Annotated in this window: 18 protein-coding genes; 7 read left to right on the top strand and 11 right to left on the bottom strand. The window is 68.1% G+C overall.

The window, feature by feature from the left end:
• Positions 1 to 2: 2 nt before the first annotated feature.
• Complete coding sequence (locus tag ACX9OT_RS03590; RefSeq protein WP_032129465.1) at positions 3 to 539, bottom strand: carboxymuconolactone decarboxylase family protein; 537 nt, start codon at positions 537 to 539, stop codon at positions 3 to 5.
• Between the two features lie 106 nt (positions 540 to 645).
• Between ACX9OT_RS03590 and ACX9OT_RS03585 the strand changes: the two genes are divergently transcribed.
• Positions 646 to 1,536 (top strand): AraC family transcriptional regulator, encoded by an 891-nt coding sequence (locus ACX9OT_RS03585; RefSeq protein ID WP_459000963.1) that lies wholly within the window; start codon positions 646 to 648, stop codon positions 1,534 to 1,536.
• 117 nt (positions 1,537 to 1,653) lie between these two features.
• Here the strand turns inward: ACX9OT_RS03585 and ACX9OT_RS03580 are convergent, their stop codons facing one another.
• The 8 genes from ACX9OT_RS03580 to ACX9OT_RS03545 form a co-directional block, all read right to left on the bottom strand.
• Positions 1,654 to 2,211 carry a TetR/AcrR family transcriptional regulator gene (locus tag ACX9OT_RS03580; RefSeq protein ID WP_071227996.1) on the bottom strand — a complete coding sequence of 186 codons (558 nt, stop codon included), beginning with the start codon at positions 2,209 to 2,211 and terminating at the stop codon, positions 1,654 to 1,656.
• Between the two features lie 4 nt (positions 2,212 to 2,215).
• Complete coding sequence (locus ACX9OT_RS03575) at positions 2,216 to 3,748, bottom strand: MFS transporter (protein ID WP_459000961.1); 1,533 nt, start codon at positions 3,746 to 3,748, stop codon at positions 2,216 to 2,218.
• 149 nt (positions 3,749 to 3,897) lie between these two features.
• Complete coding sequence (locus ACX9OT_RS03570) at positions 3,898 to 4,626, bottom strand: hypothetical protein (RefSeq protein ID WP_459001214.1); 729 nt, start codon at positions 4,624 to 4,626, stop codon at positions 3,898 to 3,900.
• A gap of 17 nt (positions 4,627 to 4,643) precedes the next feature.
• Positions 4,644 to 5,258, bottom strand: coding sequence for a DUF3299 domain-containing protein (locus tag ACX9OT_RS03565; RefSeq protein WP_071227994.1), 615 nt, complete (start codon positions 5,256 to 5,258; stop codon positions 4,644 to 4,646).
• Positions 5,248 to 5,775 carry a DUF3299 domain-containing protein gene (locus tag ACX9OT_RS03560; protein WP_459001213.1) on the bottom strand — a complete coding sequence of 176 codons (528 nt, stop codon included), beginning with the start codon at positions 5,773 to 5,775 and terminating at the stop codon, positions 5,248 to 5,250. Before ACX9OT_RS03560 ends, ACX9OT_RS03565 begins: the two co-directional genes overlap by 11 nt.
• A 26-nt stretch (positions 5,776 to 5,801) precedes the next feature.
• Positions 5,802 to 7,055, bottom strand: a complete 1,254-nt coding sequence (locus tag ACX9OT_RS03555) for an ABC transporter permease (RefSeq protein WP_071227992.1) — start codon at positions 7,053 to 7,055, stop codon at positions 5,802 to 5,804.
• A complete protein-coding gene (locus ACX9OT_RS03550; RefSeq protein WP_071227991.1) occupies positions 7,048 to 7,743 on the bottom strand; it encodes an ATP-binding cassette domain-containing protein in 696 nt (231 codons plus the stop codon). Before ACX9OT_RS03550 ends, ACX9OT_RS03555 begins: the two co-directional genes overlap by 8 nt.
• Entirely contained in the window at positions 7,740 to 8,273 is a 534-nt protein-coding gene (locus tag ACX9OT_RS03545) for a ZrgA family zinc uptake protein (protein ID WP_071227990.1), read from the bottom strand. Before ACX9OT_RS03545 ends, ACX9OT_RS03550 begins: the two co-directional genes overlap by 4 nt.
• A 32-nt stretch (positions 8,274 to 8,305) precedes the next feature.
• On the opposite strand from ACX9OT_RS03545, the gene ACX9OT_RS03540 reads away from it, so the two are divergent.
• A complete protein-coding gene (locus tag ACX9OT_RS03540) occupies positions 8,306 to 8,782 on the top strand; it encodes a MerC domain-containing protein (protein WP_459000957.1) in 477 nt (158 codons plus the stop codon).
• Positions 8,783 to 8,868: 86 nt separating this feature from the next.
• Here the strand turns inward: ACX9OT_RS03540 and ACX9OT_RS03535 are convergent, their stop codons facing one another.
• Positions 8,869 to 10,605, bottom strand: coding sequence for a TonB-dependent receptor (locus ACX9OT_RS03535; RefSeq protein WP_459000955.1), 1,737 nt, complete (start codon positions 10,603 to 10,605; stop codon positions 8,869 to 8,871).
• A complete protein-coding gene (locus tag ACX9OT_RS03530; RefSeq protein WP_459000953.1) occupies positions 10,583 to 10,837 on the bottom strand; it encodes a hypothetical protein in 255 nt (84 codons plus the stop codon). The genes ACX9OT_RS03535 and ACX9OT_RS03530 overlap by 23 nt, the downstream gene beginning before the upstream one ends.
• Before the next feature lie 129 nt (positions 10,838 to 10,966).
• On the opposite strand from ACX9OT_RS03530, the gene ACX9OT_RS03525 reads away from it, so the two are divergent.
• From ACX9OT_RS03525 to ACX9OT_RS03505, 5 genes are all read left to right on the top strand, one after another.
• Positions 10,967 to 11,821 (top strand): helix-turn-helix domain-containing protein, encoded by an 855-nt coding sequence (locus ACX9OT_RS03525; protein WP_459000951.1) that lies wholly within the window; start codon positions 10,967 to 10,969, stop codon positions 11,819 to 11,821.
• A gap of 110 nt (positions 11,822 to 11,931) precedes the next feature.
• The gene (gene copC, locus ACX9OT_RS03520; protein WP_459000949.1) at positions 11,932 to 12,309 is read left to right on the top strand and encodes a copper homeostasis periplasmic binding protein CopC; all 378 of its coding nucleotides are present in this window, start codon (positions 11,932 to 11,934) and stop codon (positions 12,307 to 12,309) included.
• Positions 12,310 to 12,319: 10 nt separating this feature from the next.
• Positions 12,320 to 13,204 carry a copper homeostasis membrane protein CopD gene (gene copD / locus ACX9OT_RS03515; RefSeq protein WP_459000947.1) on the top strand — a complete coding sequence of 295 codons (885 nt, stop codon included), beginning with the start codon at positions 12,320 to 12,322 and terminating at the stop codon, positions 13,202 to 13,204.
• Positions 13,205 to 13,249: 45 nt separating this feature from the next.
• A complete protein-coding gene (locus ACX9OT_RS03510; RefSeq protein WP_459000945.1) occupies positions 13,250 to 13,948 on the top strand; it encodes a heavy metal response regulator transcription factor in 699 nt (232 codons plus the stop codon).
• The gene (locus ACX9OT_RS03505) at positions 13,945 to 15,312 is read left to right on the top strand and encodes a heavy metal sensor histidine kinase (RefSeq protein ID WP_459000943.1); all 1,368 of its coding nucleotides are present in this window, start codon (positions 13,945 to 13,947) and stop codon (positions 15,310 to 15,312) included. Before ACX9OT_RS03510 ends, ACX9OT_RS03505 begins: the two co-directional genes overlap by 4 nt.
• The last annotated feature ends 1 nt before the right edge of the window (position 15,313 follow it).

Below are 15,313 nucleotides of genomic sequence, written 5' to 3'. Positions count from 1 at the left end.
CCTCAGCGCAGCGCCACCTTCGGGAAGTCCACCGGCACGTCGAACGCCACGTTGACGTAGTTGGTGAACAGGTTGAGCGCCACATGGGCGAGGATCTCGACGATCTGCTCGTCATCGAAGCCGGCTGCGCGCAACGCCTGCACATCACTGTCGGCGATCTGCGCACGTTGCTCGACCACCTTCAGCGCGAAGTCGAGCGCCGCCGAAGTGGCCGGATCGCTGGACTGGCCGATCTGCGCGGCAGCCATCTGCTCGCTGCTGGCGCCGGCCTTGCGACCCAGCGCCGTGTGCGCGGCCAGGCAGTATTCGCAGGCATTGCGGTTGGCGATGGCGACGGCGATCTGCTCGCCCAGCAGCGGCGACAGGCGACCGCCGCCCAGTGCGCCGAACGAGCCCCACATGCTCTGCAGGGCGGCCGGCGAATTGGCCACCGCGCGGAACATGGCCGGGGTGGCACCGAAGGCGGCGTGGACCTGGCCCAGCAGGGCCTGGCGGTCGGCGGTGGTGTTGGCGGCATCGATCAGGGGGACACGGGACATGGTGGATCTCCTTCGGAAAGCGCCCGGGATTGGACGACCCGGCCATCCTAGGTAGACTCGATGGACGCAACAGACCAGATCAGCCGCCATTGTTGTCCATTCGTCCATGCGCACACTTCCCACTCCTGCAGACCGCTCCGCGCCCGACCGCCTCTCCTCCCTGCTGGAACGCTTCCGGGTGCAGGCCGCGCTGTTCCATAGCGGCCCGCTGTGTGGACGGCAGGTGTTCGAGCCGCAACCCGGGCGCGCTTTCCTGCACATCCTGCGCCAGGGTGAGATGGAGGTCCGTCATCCCGATGGCGATACCGCGCTGCCACGGTTGAAGATCGACACCCCGAGCCTGCTGCTGTACCCACAGCCACTGCACCACGTGTTCTTCAATGCGCCGCTGGATGGCCCGGACTTCACCTGCGCCACGCTCGACTTCGATGGTGGCGCGCGCAACCCGATCGTGCAGTCGCTACCGCCGGTGATGGTGGTGCCGCTGGCCGCGATCAGCGAGCTGGACGACACCCTGCATCTGCTGTTCACCGAGGCCGACCGCCAACGTTGCGGTTCGCGGCTGCTGACCAACAGGCTGTTCGAAGTGGCGCTGATCCAGGTCCTGCGCTGGGTGGTGGATCATCCGGATGCGGCCGGGGTCAGCCATGGGTTGATGCGCGGGCTGTCCGACGCGCGGCTGGCACGCACGCTGGTGGCGATGCACCAGGCGCCACAGGACGAGTGGACGCTGCCGCGCATGGCCGCCACCGCTGGCATGTCGCGCAGTGCGTTCGCAGCGGTGTTCAAGGAGGTGATGCAGGCGACGCCGGCCAGTTATCTGCTGGATTGGCGGCTGAGCCTGGCCTGCGCGCAGTTGCGTGCGGGCGTGGCGGTCAAGCAGGTGGCGATCGAGGTGGGGTTTGCCGATACCGCGTCGTTGTCGAAGGCGTTCCGCAAGCGGTTGGGGGCTTCGCCCAGGGCGTGGTTGGCGGCGACCGCAGCACAGGCTGGGTAAATGGATGAGGGGTAGAGTCGACCGCTGGTCGACTATCGCGCGAAGCGCGGGATTTTCGTGAGCAGCCGACCAGCGGTCGGCTCTACCAAGAGCGGCGTCCCCGCGTCGGTCGACGGCTCAGCTGGACGTCCCATCAGACTTCGCCAGCAGCCCGGCGATGCGCTCCGCCACCTGGCCGCGCACGCTTTCATCCAGCTGCCCTTCGTACATCGCTTCGTAGATCCACAGGCCATCGGCGGCCAGCCGCGCCACGAAGTTGTCGAGCGCAGCCGGGTCATTCTGTCCGGCCGACGGCGGCAACGGTGCCCAGCGCCGCACAGCCGGTCCCCACGGACGCTCGTCGGCGTCCGGGTCGGCCGATTCAAGCATGAACATCAGTTCGGCACGGGTGGCGCTCTGCGCCGAGACGCGCACGAAGGTCTGGTAGCGTTCCAGCGCAGATGCTTCCTCCGCACGCTTGCCCAGCAGCGTTTCCATCGACGTCTCCCAGGCCTGCACCAGGTGCTCGTCGATGCCGCGCAGCAGCGCCTCGCGCGACGGGAAGTGGTACAGCAGGCCGCCGCGGGTCAGCTTGGCCTCGGCCGCCACCGACTCGAAGGTCACCGCGCGCACGCCGTCACGATTGATCACGTTGACGGCGGCGTCGAGGATGCGGTCGCGCTTGCTGGTTCTCATCGCGTCATTTTACGCGATCGGCCGCACCCTCGCGGCCACCGACGCGCCCCCGCAGCAGGCGCGCGATGATCGCCGCGCCCACTGCCAGCACCACCGTGATCACCAGCAGCACGATCTGGTAGCCACGGTCATACGCGACCGTGGCCAGTGCGAACCACTCGCCCTGCCCGCTTTCGCGTGCCGCGTGCAGCGCCTGGGTGAAGCCTTCGCGGGCAAGCTCGGGCATGTCGGCCGAGGCCGGCAGGAAGGCGCCGTACATTGCCGCACTCAGGCTGCCCAGCATCGCCACCGCCAGCAGGCCACCGAATTCGTAGGACACCTCTTCCACCGACGAGGCCATGCCTGCGCGGTGTGCCGGCACATTGTTGAGGATGGCGGTGGATGCCACCGAGATGGCCGAACCCATGCCGAAGCCGGTGATGGCCATACCAGCCACCACCCAGCCAAGGCCGTGCGGGAAGCCGAACGCCACCACGCCGACGCCCAGCGCACCTGCGGCCAGGCCACCACAGATCAGCGGGCGCAGGCCCACCCGGTGCAGGATGCTGCCGCCCAGCAGCGCGCTGGGCAGGCTGCCCAGTGCCGCCACCGAGACCAGCAGGCCCGCCTGCAGCGGCGTGAAACCTGCCACCAGCTGGAAGCGCTGGGTGGTGACCAGCTGCAGGCCGGCCATCGCGAACAGAGTGAACACCGCCGACAGCGTGCCGGCCAGGAACGCAGGATTGCGGAAGATCGCGAAGTCCAGCAGCGGGTACGGCAGCTGCTGCTGGCGGCGTGCAAACGCCGCACCGCTGATGACGGCCAGCAGCAGCGCGCCTGCGCCCAGCGCATACGACGGCGGCGTAGCGATCAGCGACTTGATCGCCAGCACCAGGCCGGACAGTGCCGCCAATGCCAGCAACGAAGACACCAGGTCCCACGGCCGCGAGGTATCTCGCTGGCCTTCCGGTGCCAGCAGCAGGGTTGCAACGAAGGCCACCACCACCACCGGCACGTTGATCAGGAACACCGAGCCCCACCAGAAGTGCTGCAGCAGCCAGCCGCCAATGATCGGTCCGAGCGCCGCGCCGACGATGGCCACCGAACCCCAGATCGCGATGGCGATGTTGCGTTCGCGCTCTTCGTGGAAGCTCAGGCCGATCAGCGCCAACGTGGCCGGCATCATCGCTGCGGCACCGACCGCCAGGAAGGCACGTGCGGCAATCAGCTGCGCTGCGGTGTCGGCGAACGCCGCTGCCAGCGAGGCGACGCCGAACATCACCAGGCCGATCAGGAACATGCGACGATGGCCGATGCGGTCGCCCAGCGTGCCCGCACCCAGCAGCAGGCCGGCCATCACCAGCGGATAGGCGTTGATGATCCATAGCGCCTGGCCGGCGCTGGCCGAGAGTTCTTCGGTCAGCGTGGGCAGTGCGGTGTAGAGCACGGAGTTGTCGAGGGTGACCAGCAGCAGGCCGGCGGCGACGGTGAACAACAGTGCCCAGCGACGGGCACGCGACAGGGCCGGAGCACCGGCCAAGGGCTGGGACAAAGCCATGGGATAACCTGATGGGGGCGGAGTACGGCCATAACTATACAGGATGTCCTGTATAGTTATCAGGACAGCGCCGCCGGTTCAGATTGGGGCCCGGGCAATGTTCATGTTGCAGTGCCCGTATGCCGGGTCGTGGCCGGTGTCAGGAATCATCACCGGCAGTCTTCCGGCAGCGCCGCAATCGCCGATACCACCGCTGCCTGCATGCCCTGCCCCACGGCCATGTCCAGCTCCCCGCCCGTTGCCCCATGTTGGCGCCGCAGTTCGTCCTCGCACAGCCCACGCACCCGCGCACGCGCATTGGCGCGCAGGCTGCTGCATCGCCAATCGGTGCCACCCAGCGGCAACACCGAATACACCACGCTGTTGCAGGCGTTACCGGCCCGCTGCTGCAGCGACAGGCCGCCGAAATCCCGCGGCTCGCTGCTGCGCTGCGGGTCGAAATAGCTGTCCGGGAAGGTGCGCGCGTACTGCTCGATGTCCACGGCCATGCTGCGCCCACCGGCCAACGGCATCTGCAGCGGCTGGCCACACGGCGTCGCATCGGCCCGGTGCTGGATGTACTGGTAGATCGGCCGGTCCAGCGATGGATCCTGCTGGGTCACCGCACTGACCGCCGCCAGCACCGGCAGCGATGCACGATTGGCCATGCGCGCCAGCAGCCCCGTCTGTGCCGGCTGGCAGCGGTCGCGCAAGGTCGCCGCAAGCAGGAACAGCACGTCGTTGCGAAAAGCGTGGTCTTCGCCGAGGCGTTGTTCGATGCGCTGGCTGGCATCGGTCGCGGGTGCCGGGAAGGCGATCGCCGGTGGCTCGGTCACGTCGACGCGCAGGTGCCACCACACCAGCAACACCACGCTGGTGACCAACACGCCCGCAACGATGATCCAACGCGTGCGCTTCAATTGTGGATCGCCGTCAGTGTCGCCGCCGCCGCGTCGTAGGACGCGCTGGCGATATCCGCATCGAAGCGCTTGACCTGCAGGCGGCCGGCAAGCCGGTACGGGTCCCACAGGTCTCCCAGTGCGATCGGCGTGGCCAGGGTCACATGGATGATCTGGTTCGGTGGCGGTGGCGGCACATGGATGCAGGCCCCGTAGAACGGCACGAACAACAGTTCCTCAACCAGTCCCGCGTCGTTGGTGCCCAGCGGCACCACGTAGCCATCCAGATCCACCGCGCGACCGTCGACAGCGTCGACCACGCGCGAAGAGCCGAACTGCTTGGCGCGATCCGGGCTGGAATGGTCGATCTCCTGCCCCGGTGGCGTGCCCGAGCCGGTGTCATCGATCAGCCCGCCCACCCCGTCCATGCCATTGCGTGACAGGCCGATCTGCGGCGGCGGACGCTGGTAGGTCACTTCGTCGGGCCGCAGTGCATCCCAGCGGTCGATGGGCGCCTCGGTCGTGGCCGGCTGTGCCGGTGCTGCGGCGCCGGTGGTGGCTCCCCCGCCCGCCTGCGTACACCCCAACAGGCCCAGGCAGCAGGTCAGTCCGATCAGGACGCTACGGTTCATACGGCCTCAGCTGCGCATCGCGCATGGTGTAGGCGGAGCCGGCCAGATCATCGTCCAGCCGTTCGGCGCGCAGGGTACCGGCCAGGAAGAACGGCGAATACATGTCCGGCATCTCGATCGGGCGCGGCAGCACCACGTGCACGATCTGGTTCGGCGGTGGCGGCGGCACATGGATGCAGGCGCCGTAGTACGGCACGAACAGGAATTCGGTCAGCCGCCCGTCCTGCGCGTTGGCCAGCGGCACCACGTAACCCGGCAAGCGCACCGGCCGCTGCAGTACGGTGTCCACGGTGCGGAACGTACCGAACTGCGGCATGCGCCGGTTGCCGTTGTGCTCGACTTCCGGGCCGTCGCCGCGTTCCAGCGCGGCCAGCTCGTCCCTGGGCATCATCTGCAGCCAGTCCAGCTCCTGTTCTTCGGCAGCTGCCGGGGCATCGCGATCGATCACCGGCGACGGTGTCAGCGCCTGCACGCCGGTATCGACCGTGCGTTCGCAGGCGGTCAGCACGAGCAAGATTGGCAACAGCGGCAACCAGCGGATGCTCAGCCCCCGGGTGACAGGCCATCGGCCAGCGTGCGCCGATAGGCCAGCAGCGCCGGTACCAGGCCGGCCACCGCGCTGATCGCCAGCACACCTGCGACCCACGCCAGTTCGCGGCCATCCGGCCAGATGTGGGTGATCGACAGGCCAAAGTTGGCCAGCGCCCAGCCACGCCCGGCCAGGCTGGCCACCACCAGTGCGGCCAGTGCGAGCACGCAGGCAAGCGCGCTGGTCGCCACCGCCTCCACCACCAGCAGGCTGGCGATATAGCCCGGGCGTGCACCGATGGCACGCAGTACCGCCATCTCGCGCCGGCGCTCCTGCAGGGTCGAGACCAGCAGCGCCACCAGCGAGACCATGCCCAGCAGCACCACCATCGCACTGATCAGCTGCAGCGCCCGCTCGGCGGTGCCCAGTGACTGCCACAGCTGCTGCAACGTCACGCCGGGCAGGATCGCCAGCATGGCCTCGTCCGGGTACTCGTTGATCCTGCGCTGTACCGAGAACGTGGCGATGCGCGAATTCAGGCCGAGCATGAAGGCGGTGATGCTGGTCGGGGTCAGGTCCAGATGGCGCGCCTGCTCGGCGCTGACACTCTGGCTGCGCAGCTGCACGCCGGAGCGCCAGTCGACATGGATCGCCTCGATGGCCGGCAGCGAGACCAGCACCGAGGAATCGACCGGCGTGCCGGTGCGCTGCAGGATGCCGGCCACGCGGAACGGCTTGTCGGCATGCGTGGCCAGCGTGACCGCGCCGGTGCCATGGGCCAGCACGATCTCGTCGCCGAGGCCGACCTTCTGCGCGCGTGCCACCTCTGCGCCGATCACGGCGTCGTACAGATCGTCGAACGGCCTTCCCTGTGCAAACGCCAGCGCATGTCCCGCGCCGTAACGATAGTGCTCGAAGTAGCCGCCACTGGTGCCGACCACCCGGTAGCCGCGCCACGAATCGCCCAGCGACAGTGGCACCGCCCACTTCACCTGCGGCAGCGAGGACAGCTCCTGGTAGGACTGCCAGGACACGTTGTTGGTCGGGTCGCCGATGTGGAACACCGAATACAGCAGCAGGTTCACCGGCCCGGAGCGGGCACCGACGATCAGGTCGGTGCCTGAGACGGTGCTGGCGAAACCTTCATGCGCCTGCGTGCGCACGCGCTCAACACCGAGCAGCAGCACCACGCTGAGGGTGATCACCAGCACGGTGAGGCTGACGCTCAATGCGCGGCTGCGCAGGCTGGCCCAGGCAAGTTCAAGCATGAGTGCCACCTGCGTGATTGATCTGCGACAACGCGATGGTGCGGTCGAACAAGGGCTGCAGGCTTTCATCGTGGCTGACCACCAGAACCGTGGTACCGGCGGCCCGGCACTGTGCGGACATCAGCTGCAGGAAGGCGGTCGCAGCTTGGCGATCCAGCGCCGAAGTCGGCTCGTCGGCCAGCAGTACTGCGGGGCGGCCGATCAGGGCGCGTGCGGCGGCCACGCGTTGCTGCTGGCCGACACTCAGGGTACCGGCCGCACGCTTGGACAGCGCCGGGTCCAGCTGCAGCGCTTCCAGCAGGCGCAGGATCTCGTCGTCCAGCGGCCCGCTGATGCGCTCACTGCGCACCGGAGAAAAGCGCAGGCCAAGCGAGATGTTGTCGCGCACGCTGAGGAACGGCAGCAGGTTGAACTGCTGGAAGATCACGCCCAGGTGATCGGCACGGAAGCGATCGCGCGCGGCACCCCGCATCATCTGCAGCGCGTGACCCGCCACTTCGACGCGCCCCCTGCCGGGTAGCAGGACGCCGGCCAGCAGGCCGAGCAAGGTGCTCTTGCCGCCCCCGCTCACTCCACGCAACAGCACGCTGCTGCCCTGCTCTATCAGCAGCTGCGGGATATCCAGCACCAGGCGTGTTGCGTAGCCGAACTGCACATCCTCCAGGGCGATCACCGCTGGCGTACTCACGGCGCCAGCACCACGCGCAGGTTGTCGGCACTCAGCACGCTGCGGTCCTGACCGTTGGCCGTCGCACTGTTGACGATGACTTCGTGCAACCCGGGGAACAGCACCGGCAGGCGCACGACCAGGGCGCGCAGTGCACTCGGATTCGTGCAGCGATACTGCAGGTTGGCAGTGAAACCGGCGTGGCGATGCTGCCCGGCCGCTGGCACAGCGGCGGTCGCAGCGAAGCCTTCGGCACTGGCGTCACTGCTGGCCAGGCGGCAGTTGGCGGCGGTGGGCAGGGTCACCCAGCTGCCGCCCTTCAGCAATGCCGTGGCGCGCGACAGTGCCGCCTGCTCGGTCGCGTTGGCGGGCGGCCGCTCGAAATCAAGAATGCCGATACCCGGCGCCTGCAGGGCGAACTCCAGCGTTCCCTGGTCGAGTGCGAGATCAACGGTGGCCTGGCCGTGCACGTGTGGCGCGTGCTGGCGTACATCGTGTGCCTGGGCCGCGTTGGCAGCCAGCAGCAGGAAAAGAGCAGCGGGAAGCTTCATGGGGGAGACTCCAATTGTTACTATGTAACATAATGGACCACATCCCCCCGACCCCCGCAAGGGCTCTGGCCCAGCCGCCAACTTCGGCACGCTGGCATCCCCGTTTCGATCTGGCCGGCGCCTGGCTGTCGCTGGCCTGCGCCGCCCATTGCATCGCCCTGCCGCTGCTGCTGGCCTTCGTGCCGGCGGCAATGATGGCGCTGCGCTCGTTCCAGCACCCCGGCCACGGCGTGATGACGCTGCTGTTGATGATGTCGCGCTGGGAATGGTTGTTCGCCATGATGGCCTCGACGCTGGCGCTGGCCAGTACCAAGGCCGGGCTGCACCGGCATGGGCGCTGGCTGCCGGTGCGGCTGGCCGTGGTTGGCACGGTCCTGCTGGTGTCGGCGTCGCTGTACCTGCCGTTGAAGGAATCGCTGCTCTGGCATGGTGTGGCCACTGCCTGCGGTGGCGTGCTGCTGGCATGCGCGCACATCGGCAACCGGCGGGCATTGCACGGCCACAGGTAGCGTTCCGAAGATGCCGGCCAGCGGCCGGCACTACCGTTTCCTTGGACCGGTAGCGCCGGCCGCTGGCCGGCGCGCGGCCCGCCTCCTCAGAAGCGGTAGCCCACTTCCGCGCCGAAGATCCGCGGGCTGTCCACCGGGCCGTAGTAGTTGCCGTCGCGCCCGAAGGCCAGGTTGTCGAAGATCAGGCCGTTGATGCGGCGCTTGTTGGTCAGGTTCTGCACGAACACCCGCGCGCTCCACGGCCCGGTCTCATAACCCAGCTGTGCCCCCAGCACGACCACGGCCGGCTGGAACGCACGGTTGCGTTCATCCAGCGCGCTGGAGCCGGTGAACTGCGATTCCAGCCGTGCATGGATGCCCGAGTCGAACTGATAGCGCGCCGCCAGATAGCCAGTGTAATGAGGGGTCAGCTTGACCCGCTTGCCATCCAGGTTCTGGTCCACGCTGACCCACAGCTTGGTGTACTTCGCATCGACGTAGCCCACATTCGCCATCAGGGTGAAACCGGGCAGCACTTCGAACACGCCCTCCAGCTCGGCACCGCGCGAACGGATCGAGGCATCCGAACCCACGTAGTCCGACGAGATCGGGCGGCCGTTGCCATCGGTGGCCACCTGGATTTCCTGCCAGTTGTCCGAGGTGATGTGGAACAGCGCGCCGCCGATGTGGCCACGGCCGCCGGCCAGGTTCATCTTGAAGCCCAGCTCATGGCTCCACATGCGCTCGGATTCGTAGCGCAGTACCTTGTCGTTGACCACATCGCTCTGCGCCGCGGCCAGATTGAAGCCACCCGGAATATAGCCCTTCGCCGATGCCGCATAGAACGACAGATCGTCGGTGGCGTCGTAGCGCAGCGACAGCCGCGGCAACGTGGCCGAGAAGGTGTGCGCCAGTGCGGCATCGCGATACAGCACGCGGCCGCCGGCGCCCAGGTCCAGCGCACCGGCGCGCTGTTCGGTGGAACGCCGCGCCTGCTCATGGCGCAGGCCGGCGCTGGCGGTCAGCTTGGGCAGCCCCGGGAAGGTGTAGCTGGCGGTGGCGAAGACGCTGTAGTCCTCGCCCTTGGAGGTCTGCCGTGGCGCCAGGTTGTAGCTGTCCAGCCCATGCAGCGCCGGGCCGACGAAGGTGCCCAGGATCGAATCCTTGCTGTTGCGGTAGGTCGACACACCGGCCATCCAGGTCAGCGTCTGGTCGCTGGGCGAGCTGAAGCGCGCCTCGGCCGTCCATTCCTTCTTCCTGTCGTAGATGCGGCCGGCCAATGCCGGGCTGTTGGTCATGTCGAAGTCGTAGCCGGCCGAGGTCACCTCCTCGTCCCGCCAGGAAGCGGCCACGTCCAGCGTGCCGGCCTGCAGCTGCCATTGCGCACTGAGGCCCGCCACCGTTTCGTCCTTTTCGGTGCGCTTGGGGGCATCGTTGATGTAGGTGAAGTCTCCGGCACGGCGGCCGCCATTGAGCGATGTGCCGTAGGTGCGGTTATAGAGGCCGGTATCCAGCGGCAGGTATTCATACTCGAACATGCCCGGCGCGCGGGTGCGCAGGTGGTAGGCCAGCGCGTTCACCGAAACGTAATCGCTCGGCTGCCAGCGCAGCTTGCCCTGCAGGTAGCCTTCGCCGACCTTGCCGCGCGCACCGGAAGGCGTGAGGTTCTTCAGGTAGGCGTCCTCATCGGAGCCCATGAACGCCACCGAGCCGGACAGGCTGCCCGTCTTGTTCAGCGGCCCTGCCAGGAAGCCATCGAGAGCGGTGCCATTGCCGTTGCCGAACCAGGTGCTGCGCACATTGATCTCGCCCTCGCGTGCATCAGCCGGGCCGCGTGTGCGCACCAGTACCAGGCCGGTCGAGGTCCCGGAACTCGGTGACGCCGGCTTCTTTCAGCGCCTGCCGATCGAGCACCGTCACCGACAGATCGCTCTTCAGGTAAGGGGTATCGCGCTTGGAACCGGTGACGCGGACACCGTCGAGCGTGGCAGGGTCGGCCTGCTGGGCGAGCACGGGCATTGCAGGAATGAGCAGGGATGCCGCGACGAGCGCGGCGGCGGGCGTGGACGACTTCAACGGGGAACCTCGGCGAATGGAGTGGCGGACGCGCGAGCGGCGGCAGCGCGGGCAAGAGTGTTATCCTGTAACATTCACGCGACGCCGCCACTCCATTTCCGGCAGTGCCGCTCCATTCCCGGATCCGTGATGCCCGCCCTCGCCGACCAGCTGCTGCAGGAAACCGGCCCGCAGGCCCCTGCGGCCTACGCCAGCGATGACGGTGCGGTGGTGCTGCTGCGCCATCGCTTCGATGCCAGCGAAGGTGAGATGGGACATCCGCAGCAACTGCGCCTGGGCATGGCCGTGGGCGGCGGCGGTCGGCTGCAGCAGCGCACCCTCAGCGGTCTTCTGCAGGCGCCGTGGCGGCCCGGCCAGTTCAATCTGGTGCTGCCGGGAGACACCGGCACCTATGCCAGCCCCGCGGTCGATCTGCTCGGCATCGCCATCGATACCCGCATGTTGCCGCACGACGCGCCGGCGCTGCAGCACCTGCAACCCCTGGCGGCGCGGCTGCACCGCGATCCGGTGGTGACTTCGGTGCTGCAGGCGCTGTGGTCCAGCGCACAGGCCGACGCCTGCCTGCCCGGCTTCCTCGAGCATGGCGCGCAGGTGCTGCTGCACCGCCTGGGTCAGCTTGCCGGTCAGCCGCGCCAGGCGCGTGGCTCGGCGTCCCCACTGTCGGCACGACGGTTGCGGCAACTGGAGGCCTACATCGACGCGCAACACGGCCAGGCGCTGACCGTTCCACAGCTGGCCGCTGCAGTGCAGATGGAGGCCGCGACGTTCGGCCACGCGCTGCGTGCGGCCACTGGCCTGCCGCCCTATGCGTTCCTGACCGAGCACCGCATGCAGCGGGCGCGCGCCGAACTCGCGCAGGGCCGGCGTGTCACCGAGGTTGCGCTGGCCAGCGGATATGCCAATCCCAGCAAGTTCAGCGCGGCGTTCCGGCGTGTGGTCGGTTGTTCGCCGTCGGCATGGATCGCGCAGTCACGGGCCCGGTAGTGCCGGCCGCTGGCCGGCCGCCAACATTACAAACTGGTAATGTCCAGGTCAGGGCCTCGAAAGGCGGTGGACGTCACCCTGCAGGCCACTTCCTCATCGGTGATCCGCATATGACCCGCTCCCTGTTCCGCGTCGCCCCGCTCGCCCTGCTGCTGTCCGGCCTTTCGGCCGCGCCGCTGGCGCTGGCCCATCCCAGCCTGGTGCGTTCGACGCCAGCGGCCGATGCCACCATGGCCCCGGCCAGCCAGATCGAGCTGCAGTTCAGTGAGAAGGTGATGCCGCGTGCCACCCGCATCGAACTGAGCATGGACCACGGCCGCATGAAGATGGCGATGCCAACCACGGCGCAGGAGATCTCCGAGGACGGCCACACCCTGCGCGCGCGCTTTGCCAAGCCGCTGCCCGCCGGCAGTTACGCGCTGCAGTGGCGCGCGGTCGGCCAGGACAGCCATCCGATCACCGGCACCTACCGCTTCACCGTGAAGTAAGGCCATCGCTGTGGCCGAGCTTTCGCCATACGCGCTGCGGCTGGCGCTGTATCTGGCCCTGATGCTGCTGTTCGGGCGGATGCTGTTCGTCCGCCCCGGACTGCCGCGCAGCGTCTCGCTGGCCCTCGTTCTGGTGGCACTGGTGCTGGTCGGCATCGATGCGGTCACCCGATTGTCCGGCGTGCTTGGCATATCACCGGTCGACATCGATGGCGAGACAGCGCGCTGGTTTCTTACCGGTACGCCGGTGGGCGAGGCGGGACTGCTGCGCATCCTGGCCCTGCTGGCGATGCTGCCGCTGCTGGCAGTCAATCGCCCGGTGCAGGGCCTGCGCCGTCCTGCACTGCTGGCACTCTCGGCGGTGACCCTCGCCAGCCTCGCCTGGAACGGCCACGCCGCTGCTGGGGATGGGATCGCTGGCAGGCTGCGTCTTGCTGCCGGCATCGTGCACCTGCTGGCGGCCGGCGCCTGGATCGGTGCGATCGCCGCCATCGTGCAGCTGGCACTGCGCCGCCAGGGCCTGCGCCTGCGCGAACGCACCCACGAACTATGGCAGGCCGCGCACGGCTTCGCCCTGCCCGGCACGATCATCGTCGCCCTGCTGGCGATGACCGGCACCTATGCCTATGTCGATCTCGGCGGTTCCATACAGACCCTGACCGGCGCCGCGCATGGACGCTGGCTGCTGCTCAAGCTGGCACTGGTGGGTGGCATGCTGGGCCTGGCCGCGCTGCATCGCTGGCGGCTGGTGCCGGCGCTGGCGGTCTCCATCCGGGGTGGCTGGCAGCCCAGGCCACTGCGTTCGCTCCGCCACAGCCTGGCCTGCGAATCGGTACTGGCCGTGCTGGTGCTGGCCTGTGTCGCGATTCTCGGCACGCTGGATCCGCTGGCATGAGACTGCGCAGCCAGCCCACGCCCAAGCTGCGATGATGGGCGCACCATGAAACTGCTGATCGTCGAAGACGAACCCAAGACCGGCAACTACCTGCGCCAGGGCCTGATCGAGGCCGGCTACGTGGTCGATCTCGCCTGCAACGGCGTCGATGGGCTGCATCTGGCCGGCAACGGCGAGTACCAGCTGGTCATCCTCGACGTGATGCTGCCCGGCCTGGATGGCTGGAACGTGCTGTCGCGGCTGCGCGAAGCCGGCTGGCAGGTGCCGGTGCTGTTCCTCACCGCGCGCAGCAGCATTGCCGACCGCGTGCAGGGCCTGGAGCTGGGCGCCGACGACTATCTGGGCAAGCCGTTCGCCTTCGCCGAGCTGCTGGCGCGCGTGCGTACCCTGCTGCGCCGGGGCCAGGCGCTGCCGCAGGCCGAGCGCATCGTCATCGCCGACCTGGTGGTGGACACCCTGCGCCGCCGGGTCGAACGCGCCGGGCAGCGCATCACCCTCAGCCCGAAGGAATACACCCTGCTGGAACTGCTGGCGCGACGCCGCGGCGAGGTGCTGCCGCGCTCGTTGATCGCCTCGCAGGTGTGGGACATGAACTTCGACAGCGACACCAACGTGATCGACGTGGCGATCCGCCGCCTGCGCGCCAAGATCGATGATGGCTTCGACGCCAGGTTGATCGTCACCGTGCGCGGCATGGGCTACGTGCTGGAGGCACCGGACGACGGTGCAGTGCACAGCGGATGAGCCTGCGTCGTTCCATCGCGGTACGGCTGACACTGCTGTTCGCCATCGTGGCCACGCTGGTGCTGGCCGCACTGGGCGTGGCGATCTATGTCAGCGCCCGCCATGACCTTGTTGCCCAGGACTTCATCGAACTGGAGAACAAGGTTGCGTTGATCCGCGATATTGCTGGCAATGGGCCCGCCGCCGCACGCGGCCCGCGGTTGGCAGAGGCGCTCAGCCATCATCCCGATATCGCCTTCCACATCGTCAATAGCCACGGAGCCGTGCTGTTCTCGACCGCACCGGCACTGCTGCGCGAGCACGCACACAGCCAGCCCATCGACGCCGCGCCACGGCGGCACGACTGGATTCTCGACGATGGTCGCTGCATGCATGCCCTGCACCTGCGGCAGACCCTGGCCGAAGGCAGCCAGCTGGTCACCCTGCTGGCCATCGATGACGACCGCCATGCCGATTTCCTGCAGCGCTTCCGCCATCTTCTGGCGATCGCCATCATCGGCGCCGCCGTGGCCAGCAGCCTGCTCGGCGGCTACGTAGTGCGACGCACGCTGCGACCGCTGCGCACGTTGGCCGATGAAGCCCGGCAGATCACCGCCGGTCGATTGCAGCGGCGTCTGAGCGCGCGCACGGCACCGGCCGAACTGGAACAGCTGGCACAGACACTCAACGGCATGCTGGCGCGCCTGCAGCAGGACTTCGCGCGCCTGACCGAGTTCTCTGGTGATCTGGCCCATGAGCTGCGCACGCCGATCACCAACATGCTGACCCAGGTACAGGTGGTGCTGGCCCACCCGCGCAGCAACGAGGCCTACCGCGAGACGCTGGCGTCGTGTGCCGAGGAGCTGCAGCAGCTGGCGCAGACCGTAGGCGACCTGCTGTACCTGGCGCAGGCCGAAGCGCCGGGCGCACTGCCCTCGCGTGAGCCGGTGGCGCTGGATGCGGTGGTGGATTCGCTGCTGGAGTTCTATGACCTGCTGGCCGAGGACCGGCAATTGACCCTGCGCCGCGACGGCGTGGCGAGCGTGGAAGGCAACCGTCTGATGCTGCACCGGGCGATCGCCAATCTGCTGTCGAATGCGTTGAAGCACGCAGCCGTGGGCAGCGAGGTGCGGGTGCAGCTGGTCGAGGGCGATGGCGTGTGCAGGGTCAGCGTGCACAATCTCGGCCCGCCGATTGCCGAAGCAGCACTGCCGCGCCTGTTCGATCGCTTCTATCGCGGCGAGCGTGGCCGCCACGAAGGTGCCGGACTGGGCCTGGCGATCACCCGTGCGATTGCACAGGCGCATGCCGGAACGGTAAGCGTGACCTCCGATGAAACCGGCACCGTGTTCGAGCTGGTGCTGCCAAGCGCATCAGCCCGGTAGT

This window comes from Stenotrophomonas genospecies 3, from assembly GCF_054473855.1.
The sequence above is the reverse complement of the archived record's forward strand: the minus strand, read 5'-3'. Positions and strand labels throughout refer to the sequence as shown.

Coding starts and splice junctions, on each gene's coding strand:
- ACX9OT_RS03590 (WP_032129465.1), bottom strand. CDS start 539: ATGTCCCGTGTCCCCCTGATCGATGCCGCCAACACCACCGCCGACCGC.
- ACX9OT_RS03585 (WP_459000963.1), top strand. CDS start 646: ATGCGCACACTTCCCACTCCTGCAGACCGCTCCGCGCCCGACCGCCTC.
- ACX9OT_RS03580 (WP_071227996.1), bottom strand. CDS start 2,211: ATGAGAACCAGCAAGCGCGACCGCATCCTCGACGCCGCCGTCAACGTG.
- ACX9OT_RS03575 (WP_459000961.1), bottom strand. CDS start 3,748: ATGGCTTTGTCCCAGCCCTTGGCCGGTGCTCCGGCCCTGTCGCGTGCC.
- ACX9OT_RS03565 (WP_071227994.1), bottom strand. CDS start 5,258: ATGAACCGTAGCGTCCTGATCGGACTGACCTGCTGCCTGGGCCTGTTG.
- ACX9OT_RS03555 (WP_071227992.1), bottom strand. CDS start 7,055: ATGCTTGAACTTGCCTGGGCCAGCCTGCGCAGCCGCGCATTGAGCGTC.
- ACX9OT_RS03545 (WP_071227990.1), bottom strand. CDS start 8,273: ATGAAGCTTCCCGCTGCTCTTTTCCTGCTGCTGGCTGCCAACGCGGCC.
- ACX9OT_RS03540 (WP_459000957.1), top strand. CDS start 8,306: ATGGACCACATCCCCCCGACCCCCGCAAGGGCTCTGGCCCAGCCGCCA.
- ACX9OT_RS03525 (WP_459000951.1), top strand. CDS start 10,967: ATGCCCGCCCTCGCCGACCAGCTGCTGCAGGAAACCGGCCCGCAGGCC.
- copC (WP_459000949.1), top strand. CDS start 11,932: ATGACCCGCTCCCTGTTCCGCGTCGCCCCGCTCGCCCTGCTGCTGTCC.
- ACX9OT_RS03510 (WP_459000945.1), top strand. CDS start 13,250: ATGAAACTGCTGATCGTCGAAGACGAACCCAAGACCGGCAACTACCTG.
- ACX9OT_RS03505 (WP_459000943.1), top strand. CDS start 13,945: ATGAGCCTGCGTCGTTCCATCGCGGTACGGCTGACACTGCTGTTCGCC.